The organism is Rhizobium sp. CFBP 13644, assembly GCF_014842165.1.
Lineage (GTDB): Bacteria > Pseudomonadota > Alphaproteobacteria > Rhizobiales > Rhizobiaceae > Agrobacterium > Agrobacterium tumefaciens_C.
This window is the reverse complement of record NZ_JACYVF010000003.1, coordinates 301,968-327,937: the sequence shown is the minus strand read 5'-3', so window position 1 is coordinate 327,937 and position 25,970 is coordinate 301,968. Positions and strand designations below refer to the sequence as shown.

The 25,970-nt window shown below is 55.8% G+C and carries 21 protein-coding genes; 13 read left to right on the top strand and 8 right to left on the bottom strand.

What is annotated here, in order from left to right:
• Positions 1 to 29: 29 nt before the first annotated feature.
• The 7 genes from IFT53_RS10950 (at position 30) to IFT53_RS10920 (ending at position 10,244) form a co-directional block, all read left to right on the top strand.
• Positions 30 to 590 (top strand): DJ-1/PfpI/YhbO family deglycase/protease, encoded by a 561-nt coding sequence (locus IFT53_RS10950; RefSeq protein WP_192064732.1) that lies wholly within the window; start codon positions 30 to 32, stop codon positions 588 to 590.
• A 699-nt stretch (positions 591 to 1,289) separates the two neighbouring features.
• Positions 1,290 to 1,970, top strand: coding sequence for a sugar transferase (locus IFT53_RS10945; RefSeq protein ID WP_192064731.1), 681 nt, complete (start codon positions 1,290 to 1,292; stop codon positions 1,968 to 1,970).
• A gap of 127 nt (positions 1,971 to 2,097) precedes the next feature.
• The gene (locus IFT53_RS10940; protein WP_192064730.1) at positions 2,098 to 3,369 is read left to right on the top strand and encodes a polysaccharide biosynthesis/export family protein; all 1,272 of its coding nucleotides are present in this window, start codon (positions 2,098 to 2,100) and stop codon (positions 3,367 to 3,369) included.
• 7 nt (positions 3,370 to 3,376) lie between these two features.
• Positions 3,377 to 4,642, top strand: a complete 1,266-nt coding sequence (locus IFT53_RS10935) for an O-antigen ligase family protein (RefSeq protein ID WP_192064729.1) — start codon at positions 3,377 to 3,379, stop codon at positions 4,640 to 4,642.
• 148 nt (positions 4,643 to 4,790) lie between these two features.
• Positions 4,791 to 5,552 (top strand): ImuA family protein, encoded by a 762-nt coding sequence (locus IFT53_RS10930; RefSeq protein WP_192064728.1) that lies wholly within the window; start codon positions 4,791 to 4,793, stop codon positions 5,550 to 5,552.
• Positions 5,467 to 6,984: a Y-family DNA polymerase gene (locus IFT53_RS10925; RefSeq protein ID WP_192064727.1), complete on the top strand. Its 1,518-nt coding sequence runs from the start codon at positions 5,467 to 5,469 to the stop codon at positions 6,982 to 6,984. The genes IFT53_RS10930 and IFT53_RS10925 overlap by 86 nt, the downstream gene beginning before the upstream one ends.
• A 2-nt stretch (positions 6,985 to 6,986) precedes the next feature.
• On the top strand, positions 6,987 to 10,244 hold the full coding sequence (locus IFT53_RS10920; protein WP_446737672.1) for an error-prone DNA polymerase: 3,258 nt from the start codon (positions 6,987 to 6,989) through the stop codon (positions 10,242 to 10,244).
• Between the two features lie 14 nt (positions 10,245 to 10,258).
• Here IFT53_RS10920 and IFT53_RS10915 read toward each other — a convergent pair whose 3' ends face one another.
• From IFT53_RS10915 to ytfQ, 5 genes are all read right to left on the bottom strand, one after another.
• Entirely contained in the window at positions 10,259 to 10,990 is a 732-nt protein-coding gene (locus IFT53_RS10915; RefSeq protein ID WP_192064725.1) for a FadR/GntR family transcriptional regulator, read from the bottom strand.
• 17 nt (positions 10,991 to 11,007) lie between these two features.
• Complete coding sequence (yjfF, locus tag IFT53_RS10910; RefSeq protein WP_192064724.1) at positions 11,008 to 11,988, bottom strand: galactofuranose ABC transporter, permease protein YjfF; 981 nt, start codon at positions 11,986 to 11,988, stop codon at positions 11,008 to 11,010.
• A complete protein-coding gene (locus IFT53_RS10905; protein ID WP_192064723.1) occupies positions 11,985 to 13,028 on the bottom strand; it encodes an ABC transporter permease in 1,044 nt (347 codons plus the stop codon). Before IFT53_RS10905 ends, yjfF begins: the two co-directional genes overlap by 4 nt.
• Positions 13,028 to 14,551, bottom strand: coding sequence for a sugar ABC transporter ATP-binding protein (locus tag IFT53_RS10900; protein ID WP_192064722.1), 1,524 nt, complete (start codon positions 14,549 to 14,551; stop codon positions 13,028 to 13,030). Before IFT53_RS10900 ends, IFT53_RS10905 begins: the two co-directional genes overlap by 1 nt.
• Before the next feature lie 67 nt (positions 14,552 to 14,618).
• Positions 14,619 to 15,578 (bottom strand): galactofuranose ABC transporter, galactofuranose-binding protein YtfQ, encoded by a 960-nt coding sequence (gene ytfQ, locus IFT53_RS10895; RefSeq protein ID WP_042616546.1) that lies wholly within the window; start codon positions 15,576 to 15,578, stop codon positions 14,619 to 14,621.
• A gap of 489 nt (positions 15,579 to 16,067) precedes the next feature.
• On the opposite strand from ytfQ, the gene IFT53_RS10890 reads away from it, so the two are divergent.
• The 6 genes from IFT53_RS10890 to IFT53_RS10865 all read left to right on the top strand — a co-directional run bounded on the left by IFT53_RS10890 (position 16,068) and on the right by IFT53_RS10865 (position 23,607).
• Positions 16,068 to 17,888, top strand: coding sequence for an IlvD/Edd family dehydratase (locus tag IFT53_RS10890; RefSeq protein ID WP_192064721.1), 1,821 nt, complete (start codon positions 16,068 to 16,070; stop codon positions 17,886 to 17,888).
• 332 nt (positions 17,889 to 18,220) lie between these two features.
• Positions 18,221 to 19,819, top strand: coding sequence for an ABC transporter substrate-binding protein (locus IFT53_RS10885; RefSeq protein WP_042616544.1), 1,599 nt, complete (start codon positions 18,221 to 18,223; stop codon positions 19,817 to 19,819).
• Positions 19,820 to 19,967: 148 nt separating this feature from the next.
• Entirely contained in the window at positions 19,968 to 20,972 is a 1,005-nt protein-coding gene (locus tag IFT53_RS10880) for an ABC transporter permease subunit (RefSeq protein ID WP_192064720.1), read from the top strand.
• A gap of 16 nt (positions 20,973 to 20,988) precedes the next feature.
• Positions 20,989 to 21,897 (top strand): ABC transporter permease subunit, encoded by a 909-nt coding sequence (locus IFT53_RS10875; RefSeq protein WP_192064719.1) that lies wholly within the window; start codon positions 20,989 to 20,991, stop codon positions 21,895 to 21,897.
• A gap of 1 nt (position 21,898) precedes the next feature.
• Positions 21,899 to 22,765, top strand: coding sequence for an ABC transporter ATP-binding protein (locus tag IFT53_RS10870; RefSeq protein ID WP_192064718.1), 867 nt, complete (start codon positions 21,899 to 21,901; stop codon positions 22,763 to 22,765).
• On the top strand, positions 22,762 to 23,607 hold the full coding sequence (locus IFT53_RS10865; RefSeq protein WP_192064717.1) for a dipeptide ABC transporter ATP-binding protein: 846 nt from the start codon (positions 22,762 to 22,764) through the stop codon (positions 23,605 to 23,607). Before IFT53_RS10870 ends, IFT53_RS10865 begins: the two co-directional genes overlap by 4 nt.
• Before the next feature lie 114 nt (positions 23,608 to 23,721).
• On the opposite strand, the gene IFT53_RS10860 is transcribed toward IFT53_RS10865, so the two are convergent.
• From IFT53_RS10860 to IFT53_RS10850, 3 genes are all read right to left on the bottom strand, one after another.
• Positions 23,722 to 23,907: a hypothetical protein gene (locus IFT53_RS10860; RefSeq protein ID WP_042616540.1), complete on the bottom strand. Its 186-nt coding sequence runs from the start codon at positions 23,905 to 23,907 to the stop codon at positions 23,722 to 23,724.
• A gap of 181 nt (positions 23,908 to 24,088) precedes the next feature.
• Positions 24,089 to 25,186 carry a pyridoxal-phosphate-dependent aminotransferase family protein gene (locus IFT53_RS10855; RefSeq protein WP_192064716.1) on the bottom strand — a complete coding sequence of 366 codons (1,098 nt, stop codon included), beginning with the start codon at positions 25,184 to 25,186 and terminating at the stop codon, positions 24,089 to 24,091.
• Complete coding sequence (locus tag IFT53_RS10850) at positions 25,179 to 25,970, bottom strand: ABC transporter ATP-binding protein (RefSeq protein WP_192064715.1); 792 nt, start codon at positions 25,968 to 25,970, stop codon at positions 25,179 to 25,181. Before IFT53_RS10850 ends, IFT53_RS10855 begins: the two co-directional genes overlap by 8 nt.

Here is a 25,970-nt window from a genome sequence, read left to right as displayed (position 1 = left end):
CTCTATCAACACATTTTAAGGAGACAGCCATGACAGCTATCAACGCTGCTAAAATTGTGATTCTCGCAACAGACGGTTATGAACGGTCTGAGCTTCGCGTTCCCTACGAAGAACTGAAGCGTAAAGGCGCGGACGTAAAGATCGCGTCCATCGATAACGGCGAAATCAAGAGCTGGGATGAGAAAGACTGGGGTGACGCCATTAAGGTTGATCTTTTGGCGAAAGACGTGCGGGTCGATGACTTCGACGCGTTGGTACTCCCCGGCGGCCAGATTAACCCGGATGTTTTGCGCACGGATGAATCAGCGATGCGTGTTGTGCGTGAATTCGTGAAGTCCGGGAAGGTCGTCGCCGCCATTTGCCACGCACCGTGGCTGCTGGTTGAGGCCGACGCAGTCAAAGGTCTTGAACTGACATCCTACGGGTCGATCAAGACAGACGTGAAAAATGCCGGTGGCATTTGGAAAGATGCAGAAGTCGTCACAGACAAGGGCATCATTACCTCGCGGTCGCCTGATGACCTTCCAGCATTTGTTGCGAAGATTGTTGAGGAGGTCGAGGAAGGCCGACACGACCGCCGCGCCGCCTAATCCCTTTTTTCTGCGAGAGCCGTCATGAAAATGACGGCTCTTTTTTTGTCTTGTTCAGAGGGCCGCCATGCGTGTGGTGAGCGGCGCGTCATAAAATACCGGAATCACGCAAAATTCACCCGCTCAATCGATTAAATAAGAATATGAGAACTCGCCGAACATAATTGACAGCTTGGCAAAATGAATTTGCCACAATTTTGCCTTTTTTGGGTCACGATTGCGTCTATTTTTCACGACTTTTGCGAGTTTTTGCAAACGAGATGAATTTTTCTTTACGAATTTTCCGACATTGCATGTCTTTTTGAGTGTGCGTCGCCGCAATTTTATTGCGCTGCACAATAGCATTTTTACCTTTAAAAGCGTTGTTTTGGACCAGCTTGACTCCCGATTTTCGCCGGTTTTGAGCAAGCTATAAGCATAAATCAAATCTATCTATGCAAGTAATACATAAGTCGACTTTGCCGTTGCGGCGATCGTTCAAGCCGATGGCAATCTGTTTGTTGATATCGCGTGTTTTAATATTAAAGACTGATCTTTTGTGAGTATTTGTGGGGAAGCGGCAACAGGGAACTAAGGCGGGGTGCCCCATAAAAAATTCAAAAGCACCAAATTCTGGTCACAGCCTTGCTGGATGATCCAACTTGAAATGACGCGCCCAACGGGTACCGACCAATCGCAAACATAAATGGAGTCCTCTCTATGAAGTCCGCGACTCGATCGGCTGTTTCGCCGCTTAGTGGTTCAGATGAGTTTGATCTGAGCTTTCCGATCGGAGGAATCGCTAAACGCAGCTTTGACGTTTCGTCAGCCCTGCTAGCAATCCTCATCCTCAGCCCGATCTTCCTCATGATCATGGCTATGGTGAAATTTACTGACCGCGGCCCTGCCTTTTACGGCCACCGCCGCGTCGGACATAATGGACGCATGTTCCATTGCCTGAAATTCCGCACGATGGTGACGAATGGCGATGAGGTTCTGCGACAGTACCTTGCGGCCAATCCAGAAGCTGCCGAGGAATGGAAGGCAACGCGCAAGTTGAAGAACGACCCGCGTGTAACGGCAATCGGCAATGTTTTGCGCAAGCTGAGCCTTGATGAGCTTCCACAGCTTATCAACATCATCCGTGGTGAGATGAGTGTCGTTGGTCCACGTCCTGTGGTCGATGAAGAGCTCAACTATTACGAAGGCGCTGCTTCCTACTATCTCAGCACCCGTCCAGGTTTGACAGGTCTGTGGCAGATCAGTGGTCGTAACGACGTTTCCTACAAGGAGCGCGTCGATTTCGATACGCAATACGTACGCACGTGGTCGATGATGCAGGATGTTTCGATTATCTTTAAAACAATTCCCGCCGTGTGCATGTCACGCGGTAGCTATTGAACCAATTTCGTATTCTTGCGTTTTGCAGCACGATAATATTGCGGCCATCTAACGGTGGCATTTACGACCAGCTTAAGCGCTGGTCGTAACCCGGTCGCTCTCAGCGGTCGTTTCAATGGAGTATAGTATGGTTGGCACTGCCGCCGAATTTTGCCTTAATGGTGCGTTGCGCAAGGTTGCCACGCTTCTTGTGGCTGGAACTTTGCTCGCCTCAAGTCCCCTTCATGCCCTCGCACAGGACAATCAGTACCGGCTCGGCACTGCCGATAAGCTGCGCATCCGTGTTGCGGAGTGGCAGCCTGCCGATGGCACCATCCGAAATTGGGATGTTATCAATGGTGACTATTCCGTTGGTGCTTCCGGGTCTCTCTCTTTGCCTTTCATCGGTCGGCTTGATGTAGCAGGAAAGACCATCGATGAGGTTGGTGAGCAGATCGGTGCACAGTTGCAAGCCAAGTTCGCGCTTCGCAATCTGCCTTCCGCATCGGTGGAAATTGCCCAGTTCCGCCCGGTCTTCATGACCGGTGACATTGAGACGCCTGGCGAATATCCATATGCACCCAATTTGACTGTTTTGAAGGCCGTCAGCCTTTCGGGTGGTTTGCGCCGCTCCGAGGCGGGGCAGCGTTTCGCCCGCGATTTTATCAATGCACGTGGTGATGCCGCTGTCTATGATGACCAGCGCGGACGCCTTCTGGCACGGCAGGCGCGGCTTCAGGCAGAGGTTCGGGGCGATACGGAAATAGCCAAGACGCCCGCGCTTGAAAAAATCCTGAATATTGACGCTCTGCTGGAGAGTGAAAACGCGCTTATGAAGTCGCGAAGCGAGCGCTACACGCTTCAGCTGAAGGCTTTGACCGATCTCAGGCAGCTTCTGGAAACAGAGGTGGAGTCACTGCAAAAGAAGGCCGAGACCCAGAATCGCCAACTTCAACTGGCCAATGAAGACCGCGAGAAAGTAAACCGCCTCAACGAGCAGGGGCTTGCCCTTGCCCAGCGGCGGATTTCGGCGGAAGAACGCTCCGCTGACGTGGAGTCGACACTTCTCGATATCGACACCTCCACGCTGCGCGCCAAGCAAGACATCAACAAGGCCATGCAGGACGAGATCAACCTGCGCAATGACTGGGTCGCACAACGGTCCAAGGAGTTGCAGGACACCGAGGCTGAGTTACAAAAGCTGAACCTTCAGCTGGGCACCAGTCGCGAGTTGATGTCCGAGGCCCTGGCGCAGTCAGCCGAAGCCATTCGCTTTGACCCATCGGGCAAATCCGCATCCATCACCTATATCATCGTTCGTGAGGAAAACGGTCAGTCCAAGGAAATCAAGGCTGACGAAACGACAACGGTTCAGCCCGGCGATGTGATAAAGGTCTCATCAGACGTTCTGATGCAGTGAGGTCCGCATGCGGATTGCCAAATCGGCCCTGATCGACCCGGATAAAAACGGCCTTTACGGAACGGCGGCTATCGCGCTGTCGTTCTTCGTCTTCGCCTATTCCTCAAAATTCGGAATGGTGTCCGTGCTTGCCTATTACGGCATGTGGCTACCATTGATCGTCGTTGATTATCGCCGTGTGCTGGGCAACTATACCCGCTACTGGTGGATTTTCGGGTTTGGCGTTCTGGCGATCCTTTCCAGTTTCTGGTCGGACGCCATGTCGGTCACGCTGCGTGCATCAATACAGTACATGACGCATATCATCTGCGCACTCATCGCCATGCGCTTGATATCCATAACGACGCTCACACGAGGTGCCTTGATCGGCATCATCGTCGTGCTTCTTTATTCTCTGCTGTTCGGTATCTACCTGTTTGATGCTCTGGATGGCACGTTCAGCTTTGTGGGGGCTTTCTCCTCCAAGAACCAGTTGGGCTTTTACGCATCGCTGGGTGTCATCTTTGCTGCATGCTCCGTGCTTGTGCTGCGGCAACGCGACATTCTCTGGCTTGGCATCGCCGGTTTCGCAGGGCTGATATCAGCCTATTGTTTGCTTGCGTCGCAATCGGCAACGTCTGTTATCACCACCGCCGCTGTGGTTGCCCTCGTCATTGGCTTCCTACCGATGGGAATGCTGTCACCGGCCAACCGAAAGATGATTTTTCTGGCACTTGTGGGTGTGGGAGGCCTGTTTGTCGTGGCAGCCCTTCAATTCGGTCTGCTCGATGCAATCCTTGGAATTTTCGGCAAGGATTCAACGCTGACAGGGCGGACCTACCTCTGGCAGCAGGGCATAGAAGCCGCCAAGGCCTCACCTATACTGGGTGTGGGCTATCAGGGTTTCTGGGTCATGGGCTTTTTTGATGCCGAGCGCCTATGGAACGACTTCTTCATCACAACGCGAAGTGGCTTCCACTTTCACAATACCTATATCGAAACGACCGTGGAAAATGGTTTTGTAGGCCTGTTGCTGCTTGTCATCGTCCTCTACGGCACCCTGATCGGGCATCTACGTTCCATTCTGATAAAGAGACAAGACCAACAAGGGCTGATCCTGTTTGCGCTTTGCGCGCTTTTCGTCGTGCGCTCCTTCGTGGAAATCGATATTATCTTCGCCTATCAGATCGGCTCATTCCTGCTCTATTATGCCGCCGGAAAGCTGACATTGCCGAAGCGTTTGGACGTGAGCAGCACGGTCTTGTCCCGCGTCGTTTTGCGGCCGATTTCGTGATGCGATTGCTCTAAAGCAGAGGCTTCCGAACTCGTTTTGCATCTTGTCCACAAGCCATATGAGACTCTCCTTGACTCTCTTTTGGAAAAGGAACAAAAAGTGAACAAGTAATCTTTTAGCGTGAAATGCTTTTGAAGAGTTCTCAGTCATGCATAAACGCGCCGAACAGCTTGTTGTGGAAGAATTGCGGGAAAGGCTTGAGCGGATCACGCAAGGCCCGACGCGCCACCATGATAATCTGCCATTCGGAATTCCCGCCATCGACAACCATCTGCCAGGCGGAGGATTGAAGATGGGAAGCCTGCACGAGGTGAGCGGAGGCGGCAATGGTGCGGTTGATGGGGCGGCATCCGCCTTGTTTTCGGCAGGAATTGCGGCGCGTGTGACGGGTAAAATTCTCTGGTGCGTCACCCGGCCTGACCTTTTCATGCCCGCATTGACACAGGCCGGTCTCTCGCAAAACCGTCTGATCATGGTGGAGTGCCGTGATGAAAAAGGCGTGCTGGATTGTTTTGAGGAAGGTCTGCGCTGCAACGGCTTTGGTGCTGTCATCGGTGAGGTGTCCAGACTGCCGATGAATATGTCCCGTCGGCTGCAACTGGTGGCGGAAAGTTCCGGCGTCGTCGGTCTTGCTATTCGCCGTTGGCGTCATTTGTCCGGTGCTGCCGAATTCGGTCAGCCGACGGCCGCCGTGACACGGTGGAGAATTTCCGTGCGTCCTTCCACGCCGCTGCCTGTGCAGGGCGTTGGGCGCGCACGCTGGTTTCTGGAGCTTTTGCGGTGTCGTGGCGGCGAATGTGCAACATTTGAAGTGGAAGCCTGTGATGCAAAGGGTCGTCTCGCTCTACCTGCCAACATGGTCGACAGATCGCTATCGCAGGGCGCTTGGCAACAAGGCGCCACCGGTTGACCAACCGGTCGTCATGATTGCACGCCAAGGCAGCCGCCGTGTCATCGCAGCGCAGGATGCTGCCGCAATGGCTGCGGGCCTGCGGCTCGGCATGCCGGTCAGCAAGGCTCAAGCCATTTTGCCCGGGCTGATAGTTGAAGATCTGCAAGCGGGCGATGATATCAGTGCGCTTCGCGATCTCGCATTCTGGTTTTTGCGCGTTTATGCGCCCATCGTAGCACCCGACCCGCCAGACGGGCTGGTGCTGGATACAACGGGTGCAGATCATTTGCATGGCAATGAACTGATGATGATAACGGGCATGATCAACCGCCTTCACGGACTTGGCTTCAGGGCGCGTGCGGCCATTGCCGATAGCTGGGGGGCAGCGCACGCACTTGCGCGCTTCGGAAAGGATGAGGCCACCATCGTCCCGCAAGCGGGTGCATCCGCCGCGCTGGAAAACTTGCCATTGGCAGCCCTTCGGCTTGAGCCACGAACCGTGGCAGACCTGAAAGTTCTCGGCTTTCGGCGCATCGGAGAGCTGATGGCAACGGCGCGTGCGCCGGTGACATTGCGTTTCGGGCCACAGGTTGGCCGCAGGCTGGATCAGGCTTACGGGCTTTTATCGGAACCGATCGAGCCAATCCGTGTGCCGGAGCTTGTGGAGGCGCAGCGTTTCTTTGCCGAACCCATCGGCGCTGCTGAAACCATTGCACGCTATGCCGATAAGCTTGTCCGGCAGCTCTGTCTTGAACTCGAAAAACGCGGCCTTGGTGCGCGGCGTGTCGATCTAGTCTTTCACCGTGTCGATAGTGGCGTGCAGGCTATCCGGGCCGGCACATCCAGACCCGTGCGCGATATCAAACAACTGTCCCGCCTGTTGACGGACAGGATCGATACGATCAATCCCGGCTTCGGCATCGAGAAAATGATCCTCACTGCCACCCATGCTGAGCCTTTGGTCGTCGGGCAAACGCGCTCCACGCTTTTGGAGGATGTCAGAGGCGATATTGGTGAAACCGTTGATGTCATTATCAACCGTGGCCACAGGGTCTACCGCTATGGAGCTGTCGCCAGCGATGTGCCGGAGCGTGCCGTTCAGATGGTTGCTGCGCAATCGGCTGACGATATGCTCGGCTGGCCTGACCAATGGCCGCGCCCTGTGCGCCTTCTCAGCCGTCCCGAGCCTATCCAGACCATGGCGCTGCTGCCGGATCATCCGCCCAAGAGCTTCACATGGCGCGGCGTTCGGCGTCTGGTGAAGCGCGCCGATGGGCCGGAGCGCGTCTTTGGCGAATGGTGGAAACGCGAGCGTGAGCAGGCGGCCGTTCGGGACTATTTCATGGTGGAGGATGAGAGCGGCGAGCGGTTCTGGATTTTCCGCTCTGGCGATGGGGAACATGCCAATACGGGGTCGCAAGGCTGGTTTCTGCACGGTATGTTCGGATGAGTATGGACCCTCGCTATGCCGAGCTTCAGGTCACGACCCATTTTTCCTTTCTGCGCGGCGTAAGCTCCTGCGAAGATCTGTTTGCGCAAGCCAAGGCGCTGGGCATCGAAGCGCTTGGGATTGTGGATCGCAACACATTGACGGGCATACCGCGTGCATTCGAGGCGGCGGAAAAGACCGGTATCCGGCTTGTTGTTGGATGCAGGTTGGATCTCGCCGATGATGTTTCCGTGCTCGTCTATCCAACAGACCGTGCCGCCTATGGTCGGTTGTGTCGTCTGCTGACCCACGGAAAACGACATGCACCCAAGGGAAAATGCGATCTGCGATGGAGCGATCTGGTTGCCTATGGTAATGGGCTGCTGGTGATCCTGTTGCCCGATGGCGTGGATGAAGCATTGGCTATACGTCTGAGGCGTCTCAAGGCGGATTTCGCAGATCGTGCCTATGTGGCGATGAGCCTGCGCCGCAGACCGAACGATCATGTGCGGCTGCATGATCTCTCACGGATGGCAGAGCAAGTTGGTGTTGCGACTGTGGTGACCAATGATGTGCTGTTTCATGAGCCGGAGCGGCGTATGTTGCAGGATGTCGTCACCTGCATTCGCCACAATTGCACCATTGATGATGCTGGCTTTCGGCGGGAGCGGCATGCCGACCGCTATTTGAAGCCGCCACAGGAAATGCACCGCCTATTTCGTGCCTATCCGGCGGCCTTGAAGCGCACGCTGGATATCATGCGCCGCTGCCGATTTTCGCTCAAGGAATTGCAATATCAATATCCCGAAGAGAACAATGAGCCGGGATTGAGTGCCCAGCAAGCCCTTGAGAAAGCGGTTTGGGACGCAGTTCCAAACCGCTATCCAGACGGCTTGCCTGCGAAGGTGGAAAAGACGCTCAGGCACGAATTGGCCGTCATCGCCAAGAAAAAATATGCACCCTATTTCCTGACCGTCAATTCCATTGTCCGTCAGGCGCGGAAGATGGAGATCCTTTGTCAGGGGCGCGGCTCCGCTGCCAATTCGGCCGTCTGTTTTGTTCTTGGCATCACGGCCATCGATCCCAAGGAAAGCGACCTCCTGTTCGAACGGTTCGTTTCTGAAGACCGCGATGAACCGCCTGATATTGATGTGGATTTCGAGCATCAAAGGCGCGAGGAGATTATCCAATGGATTTACGGCCATTACGGGCATGACAAGGCGGCCTTGTGTTCCGTCATCAGCCGTTACCGGGGCAAGGGCGCCATACGTGATGTCGGCAAGGTTTTAGGCCTGCCTGAAGACCTGACCAAGCTCATGTCCTCGCAAATCTGGTGGTGGACAGAAGGGGTGGGCGAAGGAGAGGCCAAGGACCTCAATATCAACCTCAATGATCGCCGCGTAAAGCTTGCCTTCGATCTGGCAAGGCAATTGATCGGCACTCCGCGCCATCACAGCCAGCATCCGGGTGGCTTTGTGCTGACGCATGACCGGCTGGACGAACTCGTGCCCATATTGCCCGCAGCCATGGCTGATCGCCGCATTATCGAGTGGGACAAGGACGACATCGAAGTCGTCGATTTCATGAAAATGGATTGTCTTGCGCTGGGCATGCTGTCCTGCATGCGACGGGCTTTCGATATGCTGGAGGAGCGCGAAGGTAAGCGGTATGAGCTCGTCACTGTGCCGCAAGGCGATGCAAAAACCTACGACATGATCTGCAAGGCCGATACGATCGGCACGTTCCAGATTGAAAGCCGGGCGCAGATGTCCATGCTGCCGCGTTTGCGACCGCAGGTGCTTTACGATCTCGTCATTCAGGTTGCCATTGTCCGGCCCGGTCCCATTCAGGGCAATATGGTGCATCCCTATCTGAAGCGGCGGCAGGAGAAAGCGCAGGGCAAGGAGATTGTGTACGAGCACGCCAAGCTCAAGCAGGTCTTGCACAAGACGCTGGGTGTTCCGCTCTTTCAGGAGCACGCGATGCGTCTCGCCATTGATTGCGCCGGTTTCACACCCAATCAGGCCGACCAGTTGCGCAGGGCAATGGCGACATTCAAGAATGTCGGCACAATTTCCACCTTCGAAAAGCAACTGGTCGAGGGCCTCATTGGCAATGGCTTTCCGGAAGAGTTCGCCAGGCGGCTTTTCGAGCAGATCAAGGGCTTCGGCAGCTACGGCTTCCCGGAAAGCCACGCGGCTTCTTTCGCGCTGATTGCCTATGCATCCGCCTGGGTGAAATGTCATCACCCGGATATTTTCTGCGTCGCTCTTTTGAACTCCCAGCCCATGGGCTTTTACGCGCCCGCCCAACTTGTTCGCGATGCGCGCAATCATGGTGTGGTGGTGCGCCCGGTCTGCGTCAACACCAGTCGCTGGGATTGCACTCTGGAAGAGCCGGTCGCGCAAGAGCGCAATGCCGTTCGGCTGGGAATGTGCCTCGTCAAGGGTCTGTCCAACAAGCATGCCAGCCGCATCATCGCTTGCCGCGAGGACCGGCCCTTCGTATCGATTGATGATCTGTGGCGAAGGGCGGGTGTTTCGGTTGATGCGCTTGTCTGCCTTGCGGAAGCGGATGCCTTCCTTCCATCACTAGGGCTTTCTCGCCGGGAAGCATTATGGGCCATTAAGGCGCTGCGGGATGAGCCGTTGCCTTTGTTCGTTGCCGCTGCCGCGAGCCAAAAAAGCGTCATTGCAGAACAGAGCGAACCGGAGGTGCAACTGCTGCCCATGACAGCAGGTGCCGAAGTGGTTCAGGATTACGGCCATATGGGCCTCACTCTTCGCCAGCATCCCATGGCTTTTCTGCGCGAAGATCTGGCCCGAAGGCGTATTTCCACCTGTGCTGAAGCAGGCGCGACGAAGGATGGCCGATGGGTGGAAATTGCAGGGCTGGTGCTGATCCGCCAAAGACCGGGCTCTGCCAAGGGCGTCATTTTCATCACGCTGGAAGATGAAACCGGCATTGCCAACGCAGTTGTCTGGGTCAAGATTTTCGAGAAGTTTCGTCCCGTTATCCTGTCAGCCGGAATGGTGGGTATCTACGGCAAAATCCAGCGCGAAGGCGAGGTAGTTCATCTCGTCGCCCACCGCATTACCGATCTTTCCCATGAGTTGCGAAGTGTTGGCGAAAGGGAAGGGCCGTTCCCGTTGCCGCATGGCAGAGGCGATGAGTTTCACCACGGCATTCCGTCAACAGACCGCCGGGGCCTGCCAAAGCGATCAGAGATTGCGGACGAGAGTGAAGCGCATATCACCGTCAAAGGCCGTAACTTTCACTGAGGGTGAAAGAGCTTTCACTCGTAGATGGCGTTTTTTATCCGGTCCTTGCCAACTTCGATCACGTGTCTCATGGCCTTAATGGCGGACGTTTCATCGCGTGCAGCAATGGCGTGGACGATGCGCAAATGGTTTGCGGCGATTTCTGAGATCGTCTCTGGCGCCGAGGCGGGTGATGACAATTGGAACGATATGGCCAGCGCCGCTTCGATCAAGCCACTGGCAGACCGCATGAAAGGGTTGCCGGAAATGCGGGCGACGGCAAGGTGAAATTCTAGATCGACCTTGGCAATGGTTTCCGGGCTGTGGGCCGGATTGTCGAACCTGGCCGCAATGGCATAGAGCGAAACAATGTCTTCGCTGGAGGCATGGCGGGCGGCGGCGGCAGCGGCTGCCGGTTCCAGCGCCAGCCGGATATCGGCCAGATGATTGATGAATTCCGGGTCCAACCCCGCATCGCACCGCCAGCCCAGAACATCAGGATCGAAAAAATTCCAGCTAGATTTTTCCAGAACGCGCGTGCCGACCTTCGCCTTCGGCTCAACCAGTCTCTTGGCCGCCAGCGTTTTCATCGTCTCGCGCAACACCGTGCGGGACACACCAAAGCGCAAAGAAAGCTCTGCATCATTTGGCAGCAACGAGTTTTCAGGAATGCGACCGGAAACGATTGCACTGCCAAGCTCAGCCACGACATGCGCGTGGCTGCTGCGTCGCTTTCGTCCGGTGATTGTCGTTTCCAGCAGGCCCAAAAAAATCTCCGATTCCCTTATGCCGGATGTCCCCCGGATAATCTTCTGTTTGAATACCAGATGATAGCGCGTTGCAACACGATGAAGATGAACAACAGTATGCCGATCACGATTTTCGTCCACCAGGACGAAAGTGTACCTTCAAAAACAATATAGGTCTGGATCAATCCCTGGATCAAAAGGCCGACAAACGTTCCCGCCACAAGTCCGGTGCCGCCGGTGAGCAATGTACCTCCGATCACCACGGCTGCAATGGCGTCCAGCTCCATGCCAACGGTTGCCAGAGAGTAGCCCGAGGATGTGTAGAGCGTGTAGACAATGCCAGCCAGACCGGAGAGAAAGCCTGAAAGCGCGTAAATGCTGATGATTGTCTTGCCGATGGGAACGCCCATCAGCTCCGCGGATTGCTGGTTGCCGCCCAGCGCATAGATATTGGCACCAAGCCGGGTGCGGCTGGCAACAATGCCGCCAACGATAAAGACGATGAGCATGATAATGGCCAGTGCCGTCAATCGTCCGCCGCCCGGCACCCGGAAATAGAAGCCCTGTATGGCATCGATCACAGGATGTGAAATCGGCACGGATTCTGTCGAGATAAGATAGGCGGCCCCACGTGCCAGAAACATTCCAGCCAGCGTCACAACAAATGGCGGTATCGACAGAAACCGGATCATCGCGCCCATCAGGCAACCGAAGATCGTGGAGATGACCAGTACGGCGGCGAAGGCGACCAGCGGGTGCACATTGTATGTGCCCACCAACACGGCCACGAACACGCTTGCAAAAGCGATGACTGAGCCAATCGACAGATCAATGCCGCCCGAGAGGATGACGAAGGTCATGCCAACAGCTGCGATACCCAGAAAGGCATTGTCAGTCAGCAGGTTGCCGACAACCCGCGTGGAGAACATCGCCGGATACTGGATCACGCAGAGAACATAGGCGACGATGAAAACCGCGAGCGTTGTGAGGAACGGAAGGTTGCGGGTATGGATCATCGCGCCGTTCCTTCATTGTTGACAGTGGTTGGGGGCGTGCCGGGATTTGCCGCCTTGCGTGATCTCGCAAAGCCGATCAGCGTGCCGATGGCCGGTGATTGAAGTGTCAGAACGACGATAATGATGCCCGCCTTGATGATGAGGTTGAATTCTGGCGGGAAGCCTGAGACGAGAATACCGGTGTTGATGGTCTGGATGATCAGAGCGCCGATGAGCGATGCGGTGATGGAGAAGCGTCCGCCATTGAGCGACGTTCCGCCAATGACCACGGCCAGAATGGCATCGAGCTCCAACCATAGCCCGGCATTGTTTGCATCAGCACCCCTGATATCGGCGGTCACGATCAGGCCAGCGACCGCTGCGCAGAGGCCCGATATCGCATAGACGAAGAACAGCAGGAAACGGGCGCGAACGCCGGCAAGGGCTGCGGCGCGACGATTGATGCCCGTTGCTTCAATGAGGAATCCGAGTGCGGTTTTCCGCACAAGAAGGCCCACCAGCAATGCTGTCACCACCCAGATGATGATGGGCATGGGAATGCCCACAAAAGCGCCGATGCCGATGGAGGAAAAACTGTCGTCGTTGAACGTCAGGATCACACCTTCGGTGATCAACTGCGCAATGCCGCGTCCGGCCACCATCAGGATCAGCGTTGCGATGATCGGCTGAATGTCCAGCATGGCGACCAGAATGCCGTTCCAGATGCCGCAGGCAATGCCAACAGACAGTGAAACGGCGATGACGACCGGAATGGGCTGACCAATGCTGATCAGCGTTGCCGCGACTGCTCCGCAGATGGCAATGACAGCACCGATGGAAAGGTCGATGCCCTTGGTGGCAATCACCAGCGTCATGCCAATGGTCAGCAGTGCCACGGGCGCTGCTCGAACCATAATGTCGATGACACTGCCGTAAAGCCGCCCATTCTGAAACGATACGTTCAGAAAGCCTGGCGAAATCACGGTGATGGCAGCGAGAATGATGAAAAGGGCAGCGATCTGTGGCGCAAGTCGCTTCAGGCGGGCTGTGATGCTTCTCATTATGCGGCCTCCGTCCTGGCCGCACTGGCAATGGCCTGCATGATGTTGTCGGCGGTCACGTCACCCCCCTTGAGTTCAGCGACATGTTTGCGGTCAGACAGCACGATCACCCGGTGCGCCACAGCCGTCAGCTCTTCCAGTTCAGATGATATGACGATGAGGGACATGCCCTGCAAACACAGCCGCTCGATCATTTTCAGGATTTCCGCATGCGCGCCGATATCGATGCCGCGTGTCGGCTCATCCAGAATGAGAAGCCGAGGTTCGGTGGCAAGCCAGCGTGCCAGAATGGCTTTTTGCTGGTTTCCGCCGGATAGAAACTTGATGGGCCGCTCGGGGTCGGCAGGCCTGATATCGAGCGAGGTGATGAAGCCTTCCGTCAATGCCAGTTTCTGGCGCTTCGATAGCGGCCGCATCCATCCCTGCCGGGCTTGCAAGGCAAGGGCGATATTGTCCGCAACGGAAAAATCGCCGATAATCCCGTCCGTTTTGCGCTCTTCCGGACAAAAGCCGAAGCCATTGTCAATGGCGGCGACGGGTGAGGTGATCTCGACCGTCTTGCCATCAATGGTGGCTTGTCCTCCATCGGGCTTGTCGATGCCAAACAGCAGAAAAGCCGTTTCGGTCCGGCCTGATCCCAAAAGGCCAGCAATGCCGACGACTTCGCCGGGACGCACATTGAGATCGAAAGGCTCGACGCTGCCGCGCTTGCCGTAATCCTTGAAACGTATCGCAGCTTCGCCTTCCGCGGGCGCAGCGTCGTGAGCCTTACGCTCATGGGTCACACTCAGCAGCTCGCGCCCCAGCATCATCGAGATGAGGTCGGCGCGCGGCAATTCGGAAATTTCGCGGGTGCCAACCAGTTTGCCGTTGCGCAGAACCGTAACGCGGTCGGCGATGTCGTAAACCTGATTGAGAAAATGGGTAATGATGACAATGCCAAGGCCTTCTGCGCGCAGTTGCCGCAAAACGGTAAAGAGCATCTCGACTTCATGACTATCGAGGCTGGCCGTCGGCTCATCCAGGACCAGCACCTTGCCGGAAAGATCGACGGCTCGGGCGATAGCGATGATCTGCCTTATCGCAACGGAGTAGCTCGACAGGAGCGCATCGACGTTGATCGAAAGCCCGTAGCGCGTCAGCAATTTTACCGCCCTTGCGCTCATCTCGCGCCGGTCGATCATGCCAAAACGACGTGGCTGCCGCCCGAGAAACAGATTTTCGGCAACGGTCAGATTTTCGAGCAGGTTCACTTCCTGGTAGACGGTGCCGATACCGAGGTCTTGCGCCTCTGCAACGGTCTTGGGTGAAATCTCTGTGCCATCCAGACGGATCGTGCCACGGTCGCGATGGTAGACGCCGGTCAGAATTTTGATGAGCGTCGATTTCCCGGCTCCATTTTCGCCGAGCAAGGCATGCACTTCGCCACGGCGGAGGGAAATATCGACATTATCGAGAGCCGCAATGCCGAGAAATGATTTTCCTATGGCGCGGGCTTCCAGAAGGGGGGTGGTTTCGGGCATGGTCAGGTCCTGCACGGAATATGGGTGGGAACGGCGCCTTCGCGCCGCTCCCGAAGATGAAACCGGCTTAGTAGCCGAGTCCCTTCTTCTCCTCATAAACCTTCATCGGGTTATCAGATGCCGTGTAGAGCTTGGATTCCGTCTGGATCCATTTTGCAGGCTCTTTCTTGTCCTTGAGATAGGCTTCAAGCACGTCGAAAGCCGGCCCCGCCATGTTTGGCGTCAGTTCTACAGTCGCGTTGGCTTCACCGGCAGCCATGGCCTTGAAGATATCAGGAACCGCATCGATGGATACGACCTTGATGTCAGTGCCAGGCTTCAGGCCCGCTTCCTTGATGGCCTGGATTGCGCCAACAGCCATGTCGTCATTATGGGCGTAAACGGCGCAGATGTCCTTGCCGCCGCCTTCAGCCTTGATGAAGCTTTCCATGACTTCCTTACCCTTTGTGCGGGTAAAGTCGCCGGTCTGCGAGCGAACGATCTTGATGTTGGCGTGGGACGCGATGCCAGCCTCAAAACCCTTCTTGCGGTTGATGGCAGGTGACGAACCTGTTGTGCCCTGCAACTCGACAACCTTGCAGTTCTTGGAGCCAACGTCCTTGGCAAGCCATTCGCCAGCGACCTTGCCTTCATGAACCTGATCGGATGTTACGGCTGTCAAGTAAAGGCTGTCTGGAGCTTCGATCTGACGGTCGAGCAGGATAACCGGGATTTTCTCTTCCTTGGCTTCCTTCAACACGGCATCCCAGCCGGTTGCGACAACGGGTGCGATGAAAATGGCATCGACGCCCTGTGCGATAAAGCCCCTGATGGCCTTGATCTGGTTTTCCTGCTTCTGCTGCGCATCTGCGAATTTCAGCGTTACACCGCGCTTTTCAGCTTGCTGTTTGGTAACAGTGGTTTCAGCAGCGCGCCAACCGGATTCGGAGCCGATCTGCGAGAAGCCAACGGTGAGGGTTTTTGCGGAAACGCCTGAAGCCAGACATGCGGAAAGAGCGACGGTAACCGCCGCGAGTGCTTTTTTCATCTGTAATCCTCCCAGAGATGAATTCGGCTAAGACAAGCCGATATGAGCATATAGTATTACCTTTGAAAAGTGCTATGCGAGCATTTTCTTGTGCTGAACAATGAGCCAGAGTTGTAAAAACTTAAAATTAGTGAGGGTTTACAATAGAAAAACATCACGTAATATTTTTTTAACGGATGCGAAACCGCACCCGTACTCGCCTTGACAAGCGACCTTTGCGCAAATTAGTAATACGAATATACACTGCTAATCGTGACAATTGACGGCTTACGTCAATTGTCGCAGATGAGAGCAGACAAAAGAAGAATTCAGGGCGGAAATTTCGTGACGATCGTCATCGACTGTCTTCAAAAGGTCGACCTAAACAGGGGCTTTTCAGAGCCGCACCTGCTTTGCGCGTCTTATGGCCGTATTTCTCTCTTTTCCTCATCATAAGGTCGTCGCATCCTGTGTCGTACCCATTTGCCATTTCTGCTGGAGACCAAAGCTATGAAAGACCTGACCAACCCACCCGCAACGCAGGCTAAGGGCGGTAAGCTGCGTTCTCGCGCATGGTTCGACAATCCCGACAATGCTGACATGACAGCGCTTTATCTGGAGCGTTACATGAACTTCGGTCTCAGCCAGGCCGAATTGCAGTCGGATCGCCCCATCATCGGCATCGCGCAAACGGGTTCGGACCTGTCTCCGTGCAACCGCCACCATCTGGAGCTGGCTCATCGTCTGCGCGAAGGTATCCGCGAAGCAGGTGGTATTGCCATCGAATTCCCGGTTCACCCTATCCAGGAAACCGGTAAGCGTCCGACAGCTGGTCTCGACCGTAACCTCGCCTATCTCGGCCTCGTGGAAGTGCTCTACGGCTACCCGCTTGACGGCGTTGTGCTGACCATTGGCTGTGACAAGACCACGCCTGCCTGTCTGATGGCGGCGGCTACCGTCAACATTCCCGCTATCGCGCTGTCTGTCGGCCCCATGCTCAATGGCTGGTTCCGTGGTGAGCGTACAGGTTCCGGCACCATCGTCTGGAAGGCACGTGAACTGCTGGCAAAGGGCGAGATCGACTATGCCGGTTTCGTCAAGCTCGTTGCGTCCTCGGCGCCATCCACAGGCTATTGCAACACGATGGGTACGGCCACGACCATGAACTCGCTGGCTGAAGCGCTCGGCATGCAGTTGCCAGGTTCTGCCGCCATTCCTGCTCCGTACCGCGACCGTCAGGAAATTTCCTACCTCACGGGTATGCGTATCGTTGAAATGGTCAGAGAAGACTTGAAGCCTTCCGACATCATGACCAAGGATGCGTTCATCAACGCCATCCGGGTCAACTCGGCCATCGGTGGCTCCACCAATGCGCCAATCCATCTTAACGGTCTGGCACGTCACCTTGACGTCGAGCTGACGGTGGATGACTGGCAGAAGTATGGCGAAGAAGTTCCTTTGCTCGTCAACCTTCAGCCTGCCGGTGAATATCTCGGTGAAGACTATTATCACGCGGGCGGCGTTCCAGCTGTCGTCAACCAGTTGATGGGCCAGGGCCTGATCAAGGAAGACGCGATGACGGTCAATGGCAAGACCATTGGCGAGAACTGCCGTGGCGCGATTATCGAAGACGAAAAGGTCATTCGTCCGTTCGATCAGCCGCTGAAGGAACGTGCTGGCTTCCGCGTTCTGCGTGGAAACCTGTTCTCGTCCGCCATCATGAAGACCAGCGTTATCTCGCCGGAATTCCGTGAACGTTATCTTTCCAACCCCAACGATCCCGAAGCTTTCGAAGGCAAGGCTGTGGTGTTCGACGGTCCAGAAGATTACCACCACCGCATCGACGACCCGTCGCTGGGTATCGATGCCAACACGGTTCTGTTCATGCGTGGTGCCGGCCCAATCGGTTATCCGGGTGCGGCAGAAGTCGTCAACATGCGCGCGCCTGATTACCTGCTGAAGCAGGGCATCACCTCGCTGCCATGCATCGGCGATGGCCGTCAGTCCGGCACATCTGGCAGCCCGTCCATTCTGAACGCGTCGCCAGAGGCGGCTGCGGGTGGCGGTCTTGCCATTCTCCAGACAGGCGACAAGGTCCGTATCGACGTGGGCAAGGGCAAGGCCGATATCGTGATTTCAGCTGAGGAGTTGGCTGCGCGTTACGAGGCACTGGAAGCGGCTGGAGGATACAAGTATCCAGACCACCAGACGCCATGGCAGGAAATCCAGCGCGGCATCGTTGGCCAGATGGAATCGGGCGCGGTTCTCGAGCCTGCCATCAAGTACCAGCGTATTGCCCAGACAAAGGGCGTGCCACGCGACAACCACTAAACAACACGTGAAAATACTTATCACCGGCTGAGGTTCAGCCGGTGATTCTGTGTGAAGCGCCCAGTTTTTTCGCTCTGTGGCGCTGGGCTGGATTGCTCTTCCTGCCGCAGTCTCTTACGAAAAACCAGGACGTAGAATTCTTCCATGGGAAGGACAGAATTCTAATTCTTTTGCCTAAATTAGTATCAAAATCACGCGAAGTTAAACTTTTGAACAAAAACTACTGTGAAGGCTCCGCGTGCCCGCTTGAGTATGTGCAAAGTTTCTTATAACCACGACGCATCGGTAGTCGCAGAATAAGCGAGCCGAATACAAAAATTGGGAGCTCATTGATGAGATATAAACTTGGCCTAATCGCTGCAGCCTTGCTTTCGGCGACATGCTTTGCGCCTGCCGCAAGCGCGAAGACATTCGTATATTGCTCGGAAGGTTCGCCAGAAGGTTTCGATCCGGGTCTTTACACCGCAGGCACGACATTTGATGCCTCGGCCCACACAGTTTACAGCCGCCTGCTGGAATTTGAACCAGGCACAACCAAGCCTGTTGCCGGTCTTGCCGAGAGCTGGGAAGTGTCTGAGAACGGCACTGTCTACACGTTCAAGCTCCGCAAGGGCGTTAAGTTCCAGACTACAGAATTCTTCACGCCAACGCGTGATCTCAATGCAGACGACGTCATCCTGTCGATCGATCGTCAGATCAAGACCGACAACCCTTGGCACCAGTATGTACCAGGCACGTCCTGGGAATATGCTGAAGGCATGGGCTTCCCCAAGCTGATCAAGTCTGTCGAAAAAGTTGACGACATGACGGTCAAGTTCACGCTGAACCGCCCTGAAGCACCGTTCCTCGCCAACCTCGCAATGCCATTCGCTTCGATCATCTCGAAGGAATACACGGACAAGCTGGCCGCTGATGGCAAGCAGGCTCAGTTGAACCAGATGCCAGTTGGCACCGGTCCTTTCGCCTTCGTTGCCTACCAGCAGGATGCCGTCATCCGCTTCAAGGCCAACAAGGACTATTGGGGCGGCGCGCCAAAGGTTGACGATCTCGTTTTCGCGATCACGACCGATGCTGCCGTTCGCTACCAGAAGCTCAAGGCTGGCGAATGCCACCTGATGCCTTACCCGAACGCTGCTGACGTTCAGTCCATGAAGGCTGACAAGAGCCTGACGATCCTGGAGCAGGAAGGCCTCAACGTTGCCTACCTCGCTTACAACACGACGCAGGCTCCTTTCGATAAGCCGGAAGTGCGCATTGCGCTGAACAAAGCCATCAACAAGAAGGCTATTGTTGATGCCGTATTCCAGGGCATGGCAACACCTGCCAAGAACCCACTGCCACCAACAATGTGGTCCTACAACGACAAGGTTCAAGACGACACTTACGATCTGGAAGCAGCCAAGAAGATGCTGACAGACGCAGGCGTCAAGGACCTTTCGATGAAGGTTTGGGCGATGCCGGTTTCGCGCCCTTACATGCTGAACGCTCGCCGCGCCGCTGAAGTCATCCAGGATGATTTCGCCAAGATCGGCGTTAAGGTTGAGATCGTTTCCTACGAATGGGCCGAATATCTCGATCGTTCCAAGGCTAAGGACCGCGACGGTGCCGTGTTCCTCGGCTGGACCGGTGACAATGGTGATCCGGACAACTTCCTTGATACGCTGCTGGGTTGCGATGCTGTTGGTGGAAACAACCGTGCGCAGTGGTGCGACAAGGAGTTCGACGCTCTCGTGAAGAAGGCAAAGGTCACGACCGACCAGGCCGAGCGTACCAAGCTTTACGAAGAGGCACAGGTTGTCTTCAAGAAGCAGGCACCTTGGGCCACCATCGACCACTCCCTGTCTGTTGTTCCAATGCGCAAGGAAGTCACTGGTTTCGTGCAGAGCCCATTGGGTGACTTCACATTCGAAAACGTTGATATCGCCGAGTAATATTCAACGCATCTGAAAATGCCGCGTGTCTTGTCTCAAGGCGCGCGGCACTTGCGTTCTGAAGTATCTCTAAACAACAAAGAAGCAGACCGAAAAGGTCGCTACTACCAGCGCATAGGTTCCAGGCGGAACAGATCGAAGGTTTTTCATGATTGGCTTTCTCGTGCGGCGCATAGCCGTGCTCATCCCGACATTCATCGGGGTTTCTATCATCGCATTCATGTTTATCCGGCTCTTGCCGGGCGACCCTGTCGCCCTGCTGTCGGGTGAACGGGTCATGTCTCCAGAGCGACACGCGCAGATCAGCGCCGCTCTTGGCATGGACCGCCCCATGGTCATCCAGTATCTGGATTACCTGAAGGGCATCCTTTCAGGTGATTTCGGAACATCCATTGTTTCCAAGTCACCCATTATCGACCAGTTCTTCGCGCTGTTTCCAGCGACCGTCGAATTGTCGCTCTGTGCGATCCTACTGGCTATCGCCATTGGTGTTCCTGCCGGCGTTATCGCGGCGATCAAGCGTGGCTCGTTCTTTGACCAGACGATGATGGGCGTTTCGCTTGTCGGCTACTCCATGCCGATATTCTGGTGGGGGCCGCTGCTGATCATCCTGTTTGCGGGCATTCTGCAATGGACGCCGGTATCGGGACGCATCTCGCTAATGTTCTACTTCCCGCCCGTGACAGGCTTCATGTTGATCGACTCGCTTCTGTCTGGCCAGAAGGGTGCGTTCTCCTCGGCTGTCAGCCATTTGATCCTGCCATCGATCGTGCTGGCAACGATACCGCTTGCCGTCATCGCGCGTCAGACCCGTTCTGCCATGCTGGAAGTATTGTCGGATGATTATATTCGCACCGCGCGCGCCAAGGGCTTGTCGCCGTTTCGTGTGGTCGGTCTTCACGCGCTTCGCAATGCGCTGATACCCGTCATCACCACGATTGGTCTGCAGATCGGTGTCATGCTTGCAGGCGCGATCCTGACCGAGACGATTTTCTCGTGGCCGGGAATTGGGAAGTGGATGGTCGACAGTGTCTTCCGCCGCGACTACCCCGTCATTCAGGGTGGATTGCTGCTCATCGCCGGTATCATCATGTTCGTCAATCTGATTGTCGACGTGCTGTATGGCCTGATCAATCCGCGCATCCGCCACTAGAAGGTTGAGTATTCCCATGGCTGAAACCACTCAAAGCCAGCCGGTGAGCAGCGCGGCAATGCGCCGTCAGATGCTTTCCGAATTCTGGCACTATTTCTCCGAAAACCGTGGCGCCGTTATCGGCCTCTATGTTTTCGCGATCATCGTCTTCGTCGCCATCTTCGCGTCGTTGATTGCTCCGCATTCGCCCTTCCAGCAGTACCGTGAAGTCATTCTACTTCCGCCGGCCTGGCTTGAAGGCGGCAACTGGAGCTATCCTCTGGGTACGGACCCGCTGGGCCGTGACATTCTGTCTCGCCTCATCCACGGTGCGCAGTACTCGCTGTTCATCGGTGTTTTCGTAACCACCCTGTCTTTGTCCACCGGCATCGTCATCGGCGTGATCGCCGGTTATTATCGGGGATGGCTGGATACGGTCATCATGCGGTTGATGGATATCATCCTGGCATTTCCGTCTTTGCTTCTGGCACTGGTTCTCGTTGCCATTCTCGGCCCGGGCCTCACCAACGGCATGATCGCCATCGCGCTTGTTCTCCAGCCGCACTTCGTGCGACTGACGCGTGCCGCCGTGATGACGGAAAAGGAACGCGACTACGTTACCGCCGCACGTCTGGCTGGTGCCGGTCCGTTGCGCCTGATGTTCAAGACCATTTTGCCGAACTGCATGGGTCCTCTCATCGTTCAGGCAACGCTGTCCTTCTCCAATGCCATTCTTGATGCTGCCGCTCTTGGCTTCCTTGGCATGGGGGCACAGCCGCCAGCACCTGAATGGGGCACAATGCTTGCCGAAGCGCGTGAGTTCATTCTGCGCGCCTGGTGGGTCGTTACCTTCCCCGGTCTTGCCATCCTGATCACCGTTCTTGCCATCAATCTGGTGGGCGATGGTCTGCGTGATGCGCTTGACCCGAAACTGAAGAGGTCCTGATATGGCACTTCTGCAAGTCGATAATCTCACCGTCGAGTTCCAAACCGCCAGCGGCTGGTTTCGTGCAGTCGACGGCATTTCCGTCTCCGTCGAAAAGGGCGAGGTTCTTGCCATCGTGGGAGAATCCGGTTCAGGCAAATCGGTCTCGATGCTCGCGGTCATGGGCCTCTTGCCCTGGACCGCGAAGATCACCGCTGACCGGATGTTGTTTGAAGGCAAGGATATCCAGAACATCGGTGCGTCTGAGCGTCGCAAGTTGATTGGCAAGGATATTGCCATGATCTTCCAGGAGCCAGTTGCCAGCCTCAACCCGTGCTTTACGGTTGGCTTCCAGCTTGAGGAAGTTCTGCGCATCCATATGGGCATGGACAAGAAGACGCGTCACGCACGTGCTATTGAATTGTTCAAGCTCGTTGGCCTGCCGGACCCGGAAGAGCGTCTCAAGCACTATCCGCACCAGATGTCCGGTGGCCAGTGCCAGCGCGTGATGATTGCTATCGCGATTGCCTGCAATCCGAAACTTCTCATCGCCGACGAGCCGACAACCGCGCTCGACGTCACGATCCAGAAGCAGATCCTCGATCTGCTGATGAAGCTTCAGACCGAAAATGGCATGGGCCTCATCATGATCACCCACGATATGGGTGTTGTGGCCGAAACCGCCGACCGCGTGGTGGTGCAGTATAAGGGTAAAAAGATGGAGGAGGCCGACGTGCTTTCGCTGTTTGAAAACCCCAAGAGCAATTACACCAAAGCACTTCTGGCAGCCCTTCCTGAAAATGCGATAGGTGACCGCCTGACAACTGTGTCGCAGTTCTTCGATGGCACGCCCACACCGGCCTCCAGCACAGCAGGAGAAACGGCATGACCACCAACAACACTATGCTCGAAATCCGCAATATGAAGCGTGATTATCGCCTTCCCGGCGGCTTCATGAAACCTGAAAAGATCATTCATGCAGTGAAGGGTGTTTCCTTCGCGCTGGAAACCGGCAAGACTCTTGCCATCGTTGGCGAAAGCGGCTGCGGCAAGTCTACGCTTGCCCGCATGCTGACCTTCATCGACGAGCCGACATCGGGCGATTTGCTGATCGATGGACAAAAGGTTGATACGCGTCCGGGCCATCTGACGCCAGAAATGCGCCAGAAGGTGCAGATCGTGTTTCAGAACCCCTATGGTTCACTGAACCCACGCCAGAAGATCGGCGATGTGCTGGGCGAGCCTCTGCTGATCAACACGAAACTCTCGGCTGCCGAACGGCGTGAAAAGGCCAACGATATGCTGGTGCGTGTGGGTCTTGGCCCAGAGCACTACAATCGTTATCCGCACATGTTTTCGGGCGGACAGCGCCAGCGTATCGCCATTGCGCGCGCGTTGATGCTGAACCCCAAGCTGTTGGTGCTGGACGAACCTGTCTCCGCACTCGACCTTTCAGTCCAGGCGCAGGTGCTCAACCTTCTATCGGACTTGCAGGACGAATTTGGCCTGACCTATGTTTTCATCTCCCACGATCTGTCGGTCGTCAAATACATCGCGGATGAGGTCATGGTCATGTATTTCGGTGAGGCTGTTGAATACGGCTCCCGCGAAGAGGTGTTCAGCAACCCGCAACACGCCTACACACGTTCGCTGTTTGCCGCGACACCGAAGTCCGACGTCGAATCCATTCGTGCCCGTGTCGCTGCCAAGAAACTGGCAAAGGCTGGATAAGGTTTGCGTGCTTCCGGTTCTGCCGGGTTGAACATACGCTCATTAAACACTCGACGCCGCGAAGGAATTACCCCTCGCGGCGTCGAGAACAATAAACTCGGTTTTTAACCGGAATCAGATCACTGGATAAAGCGACCAGAAGAACAGTTCATGTTCCTGATCGCGGTCTTTTTGTTCCGAGGATTCTTTTTCTGATTTTCGCTCAGGCGTAAGCCCACGCTCTCGGTTGAGCCGCTCTTCCCTGGCCTTGCGACCAAGTCCGAACAGGTCAAAGGATAGCATATCGAAGCCAGCAACCATTTCTGTTCCTCTTCGTCACAGTTGTTAACGAGAGGTTAAGTTTTGCGCATTGCCATGTTTTCGTCAAGATTGCCGCAGGGATTCCTTTCGTGAACATCGGGTCCGTCCAGAGAAAACTATTTTGCCGCTTGCCGTATCGCCGATGTTTCATTCCTGAGCCGTCATTCCCGCACTTAGACGCTCAAAGGCGGTAGGCATCCACAGCGGCGAGCAACGCATACTCAAGATTGGTGGAGTGTCCGCCGGTCTCAAGTGCTTTTGCATATGCGGTCAAATTTGCCAGAACCGCTTCTTCGCAAGCGCGCTGGCCTGTATGGTTCAGTCGAACTAGCAGGTCCGTTCCGGGGCCCACGCCTGAGCTCAGATCTGAACCGGCTATTGTTCGGCGTGATAGAAAATCGGTGCGGTTGATATCAGCAGGCAGGACTGCTGTGGTTACGAGCGCAGAGGCGGCCATGTCATTCGCCCATAGTTCCACGCTGAGTGCACGCAGGCCCGAGCGGGTCGCCGCGCTTGCCCGTTGATGGCGGCTGATGACTTGATGCATGCCTTCGGTCTCGATCCGATCGAGTGCCGCTTCAAGGGCAAAGAACTCTAGAGGTGCTGGCGTACCCGGCAAGGCTAAGCGACCGCTTTCCAGCCACTGCTCTTTCTGGTCCATAAGGGAGAGGATGGAGTTCCTCGGTGCCTTGTCATGTGCGAGCGCCGTCCATGCCCGCTGGCTGATGGACACGGCAGATACTCCAGCAGGCCCGGCGAGGGATTTTTGCGGGCCGATCACTGCAATATCGATGCCGAGCCTATCCACGTCGAGGGCATGGCCGCCTATGGATGCCACCGCATCAACAATAGTGAGAATACCGCGCGCGCTGGCAAGCGCAACAATGTCTTCGAGCGGGTTGAGAATGCCGCTGGCCGATTCCGCATGAACGATTGCAAGAGCTGCAATATCTGGATTGGCATCCAGCGCTGCGCGGACTGCCTCAACGGTGATGGGTTGAGCCGGTTTTGCGCAGAGATTGACCACATCGGCACCCCCGCGTTGAAGCCAGTTTCCAAACCACGTGCCATAGGGGCTGGTGACGATATTCAGGGCATGACGATCTGGTCGAGCAAGGCTTGTCGCAACCGCTTCCAGCGCAACAACAGCTTCGGCCTGCACAAGGATAACATCGTTTCTCGTGCCCATCAGGGCTGCAAGTCGGTAAGCCAGCGATCCGTAGTGATCAACTGGGAAGGAGGGGATGTCTAGCAGGTGATCCCAGTGACGATCAGGCATTATGGTTCTCCTTATCGATTTGAAATGTCGGAACCGCTGCGATGAGCCGCTGTGCCATCTCGGATTGTGGGGCAGAGATAACCTGTTGGGTCTCGCCATATTCGACCATATGGCCTGCTTCCATGATGGCAACCCGGTGGCAAACGGCGCGGATAACCGCAATATCATGCGAAACGAACAGGCAGGAGAGACCGGTCTCGCGCTGGATGGATACCAGCAAGGAAAGGATCTGAGCGCGCACAGACACATCGAGCGCCGAGACGGCTTCATCCATGACGAGCAGGGAGGGACGGGTGGCAAGTGCGCGGGCGATTGCGACGCGCTGCCGTTGCCCGCCGGAAAGGTCGAGTATCGGCCGAGGCGATAAGTCTGCTGGCAAACCGACGCGGTCGAGAAGTCTTTCGACCTCATGCACCAACGCTTTTGCGGCGAAGAGACCGTGAATGCGCAGCGGCTCGGAAATGACGGACGCGACTGTGGATCGCGGGTTGAAGGCGGCATGGGAATCCTGAAACACCATCTGCATGTGCCTTCGCGCCTGTCGAAGTTGGCGGCCATGGCGTGCCAGCCAGTTCTCTCCACGAAAGGAAATGGTGCCCGCGTCTGGTTCTACCAAGCGCATGATGAGACGAGCGAGCGTAGACTTGCCGCAGCCTGAAGGTCCTGCCAGGCCTAATGTTTCGCCCTGCGAAAGCGTGAAAGAAATATCGCGAACGGCGTGTTTTACCTGGCCTTGGCCCCGATAGGTTTTGGAAAGCGTCTCGACGGATAAAAGAGGAGCCAT

Coding starts and splice junctions, on each gene's coding strand:
- IFT53_RS10950 (WP_192064732.1), top strand. CDS start 30: ATGACAGCTATCAACGCTGCTAAAATTGTGATTCTCGCAACAGACGGT.
- IFT53_RS10945 (WP_192064731.1), top strand. CDS start 1,290: ATGAAGTCCGCGACTCGATCGGCTGTTTCGCCGCTTAGTGGTTCAGAT.
- IFT53_RS10940 (WP_192064730.1), top strand. CDS start 2,098: ATGGTTGGCACTGCCGCCGAATTTTGCCTTAATGGTGCGTTGCGCAAG.
- IFT53_RS10935 (WP_192064729.1), top strand. CDS start 3,377: ATGCGGATTGCCAAATCGGCCCTGATCGACCCGGATAAAAACGGCCTT.
- IFT53_RS10930 (WP_192064728.1), top strand. CDS start 4,791: ATGCATAAACGCGCCGAACAGCTTGTTGTGGAAGAATTGCGGGAAAGG.
- IFT53_RS10925 (WP_192064727.1), top strand. CDS start 5,467: ATGCAAAGGGTCGTCTCGCTCTACCTGCCAACATGGTCGACAGATCGC.
- IFT53_RS10920 (WP_446737672.1), top strand. CDS start 6,987: ATGGACCCTCGCTATGCCGAGCTTCAGGTCACGACCCATTTTTCCTTT.
- yjfF (WP_192064724.1), bottom strand. CDS start 11,988: ATGATCCATACCCGCAACCTTCCGTTCCTCACAACGCTCGCGGTTTTC.
- IFT53_RS10905 (WP_192064723.1), bottom strand. CDS start 13,028: ATGAGAAGCATCACAGCCCGCCTGAAGCGACTTGCGCCACAGATCGCT.
- IFT53_RS10900 (WP_192064722.1), bottom strand. CDS start 14,551: ATGCCCGAAACCACCCCCCTTCTGGAAGCCCGCGCCATAGGAAAATCA.
- ytfQ (WP_042616546.1), bottom strand. CDS start 15,578: ATGAAAAAAGCACTCGCGGCGGTTACCGTCGCTCTTTCCGCATGTCTG.
- IFT53_RS10890 (WP_192064721.1), top strand. CDS start 16,068: ATGAAAGACCTGACCAACCCACCCGCAACGCAGGCTAAGGGCGGTAAG.
- IFT53_RS10885 (WP_042616544.1), top strand. CDS start 18,221: ATGAGATATAAACTTGGCCTAATCGCTGCAGCCTTGCTTTCGGCGACA.
- IFT53_RS10880 (WP_192064720.1), top strand. CDS start 19,968: ATGATTGGCTTTCTCGTGCGGCGCATAGCCGTGCTCATCCCGACATTC.
- IFT53_RS10875 (WP_192064719.1), top strand. CDS start 20,989: ATGGCTGAAACCACTCAAAGCCAGCCGGTGAGCAGCGCGGCAATGCGC.
- IFT53_RS10870 (WP_192064718.1), top strand. CDS start 21,899: ATGGCACTTCTGCAAGTCGATAATCTCACCGTCGAGTTCCAAACCGCC.
- IFT53_RS10865 (WP_192064717.1), top strand. CDS start 22,762: ATGACCACCAACAACACTATGCTCGAAATCCGCAATATGAAGCGTGAT.
- IFT53_RS10860 (WP_042616540.1), bottom strand. CDS start 23,907: ATGGTTGCTGGCTTCGATATGCTATCCTTTGACCTGTTCGGACTTGGT.
- IFT53_RS10855 (WP_192064716.1), bottom strand. CDS start 25,186: ATGCCTGATCGTCACTGGGATCACCTGCTAGACATCCCCTCCTTCCCA.
- IFT53_RS10850 (WP_192064715.1), bottom strand. CDS start 25,970: ATGGCTCCTCTTTTATCCGTCGAGACGCTTTCCAAAACCTATCGGGGC.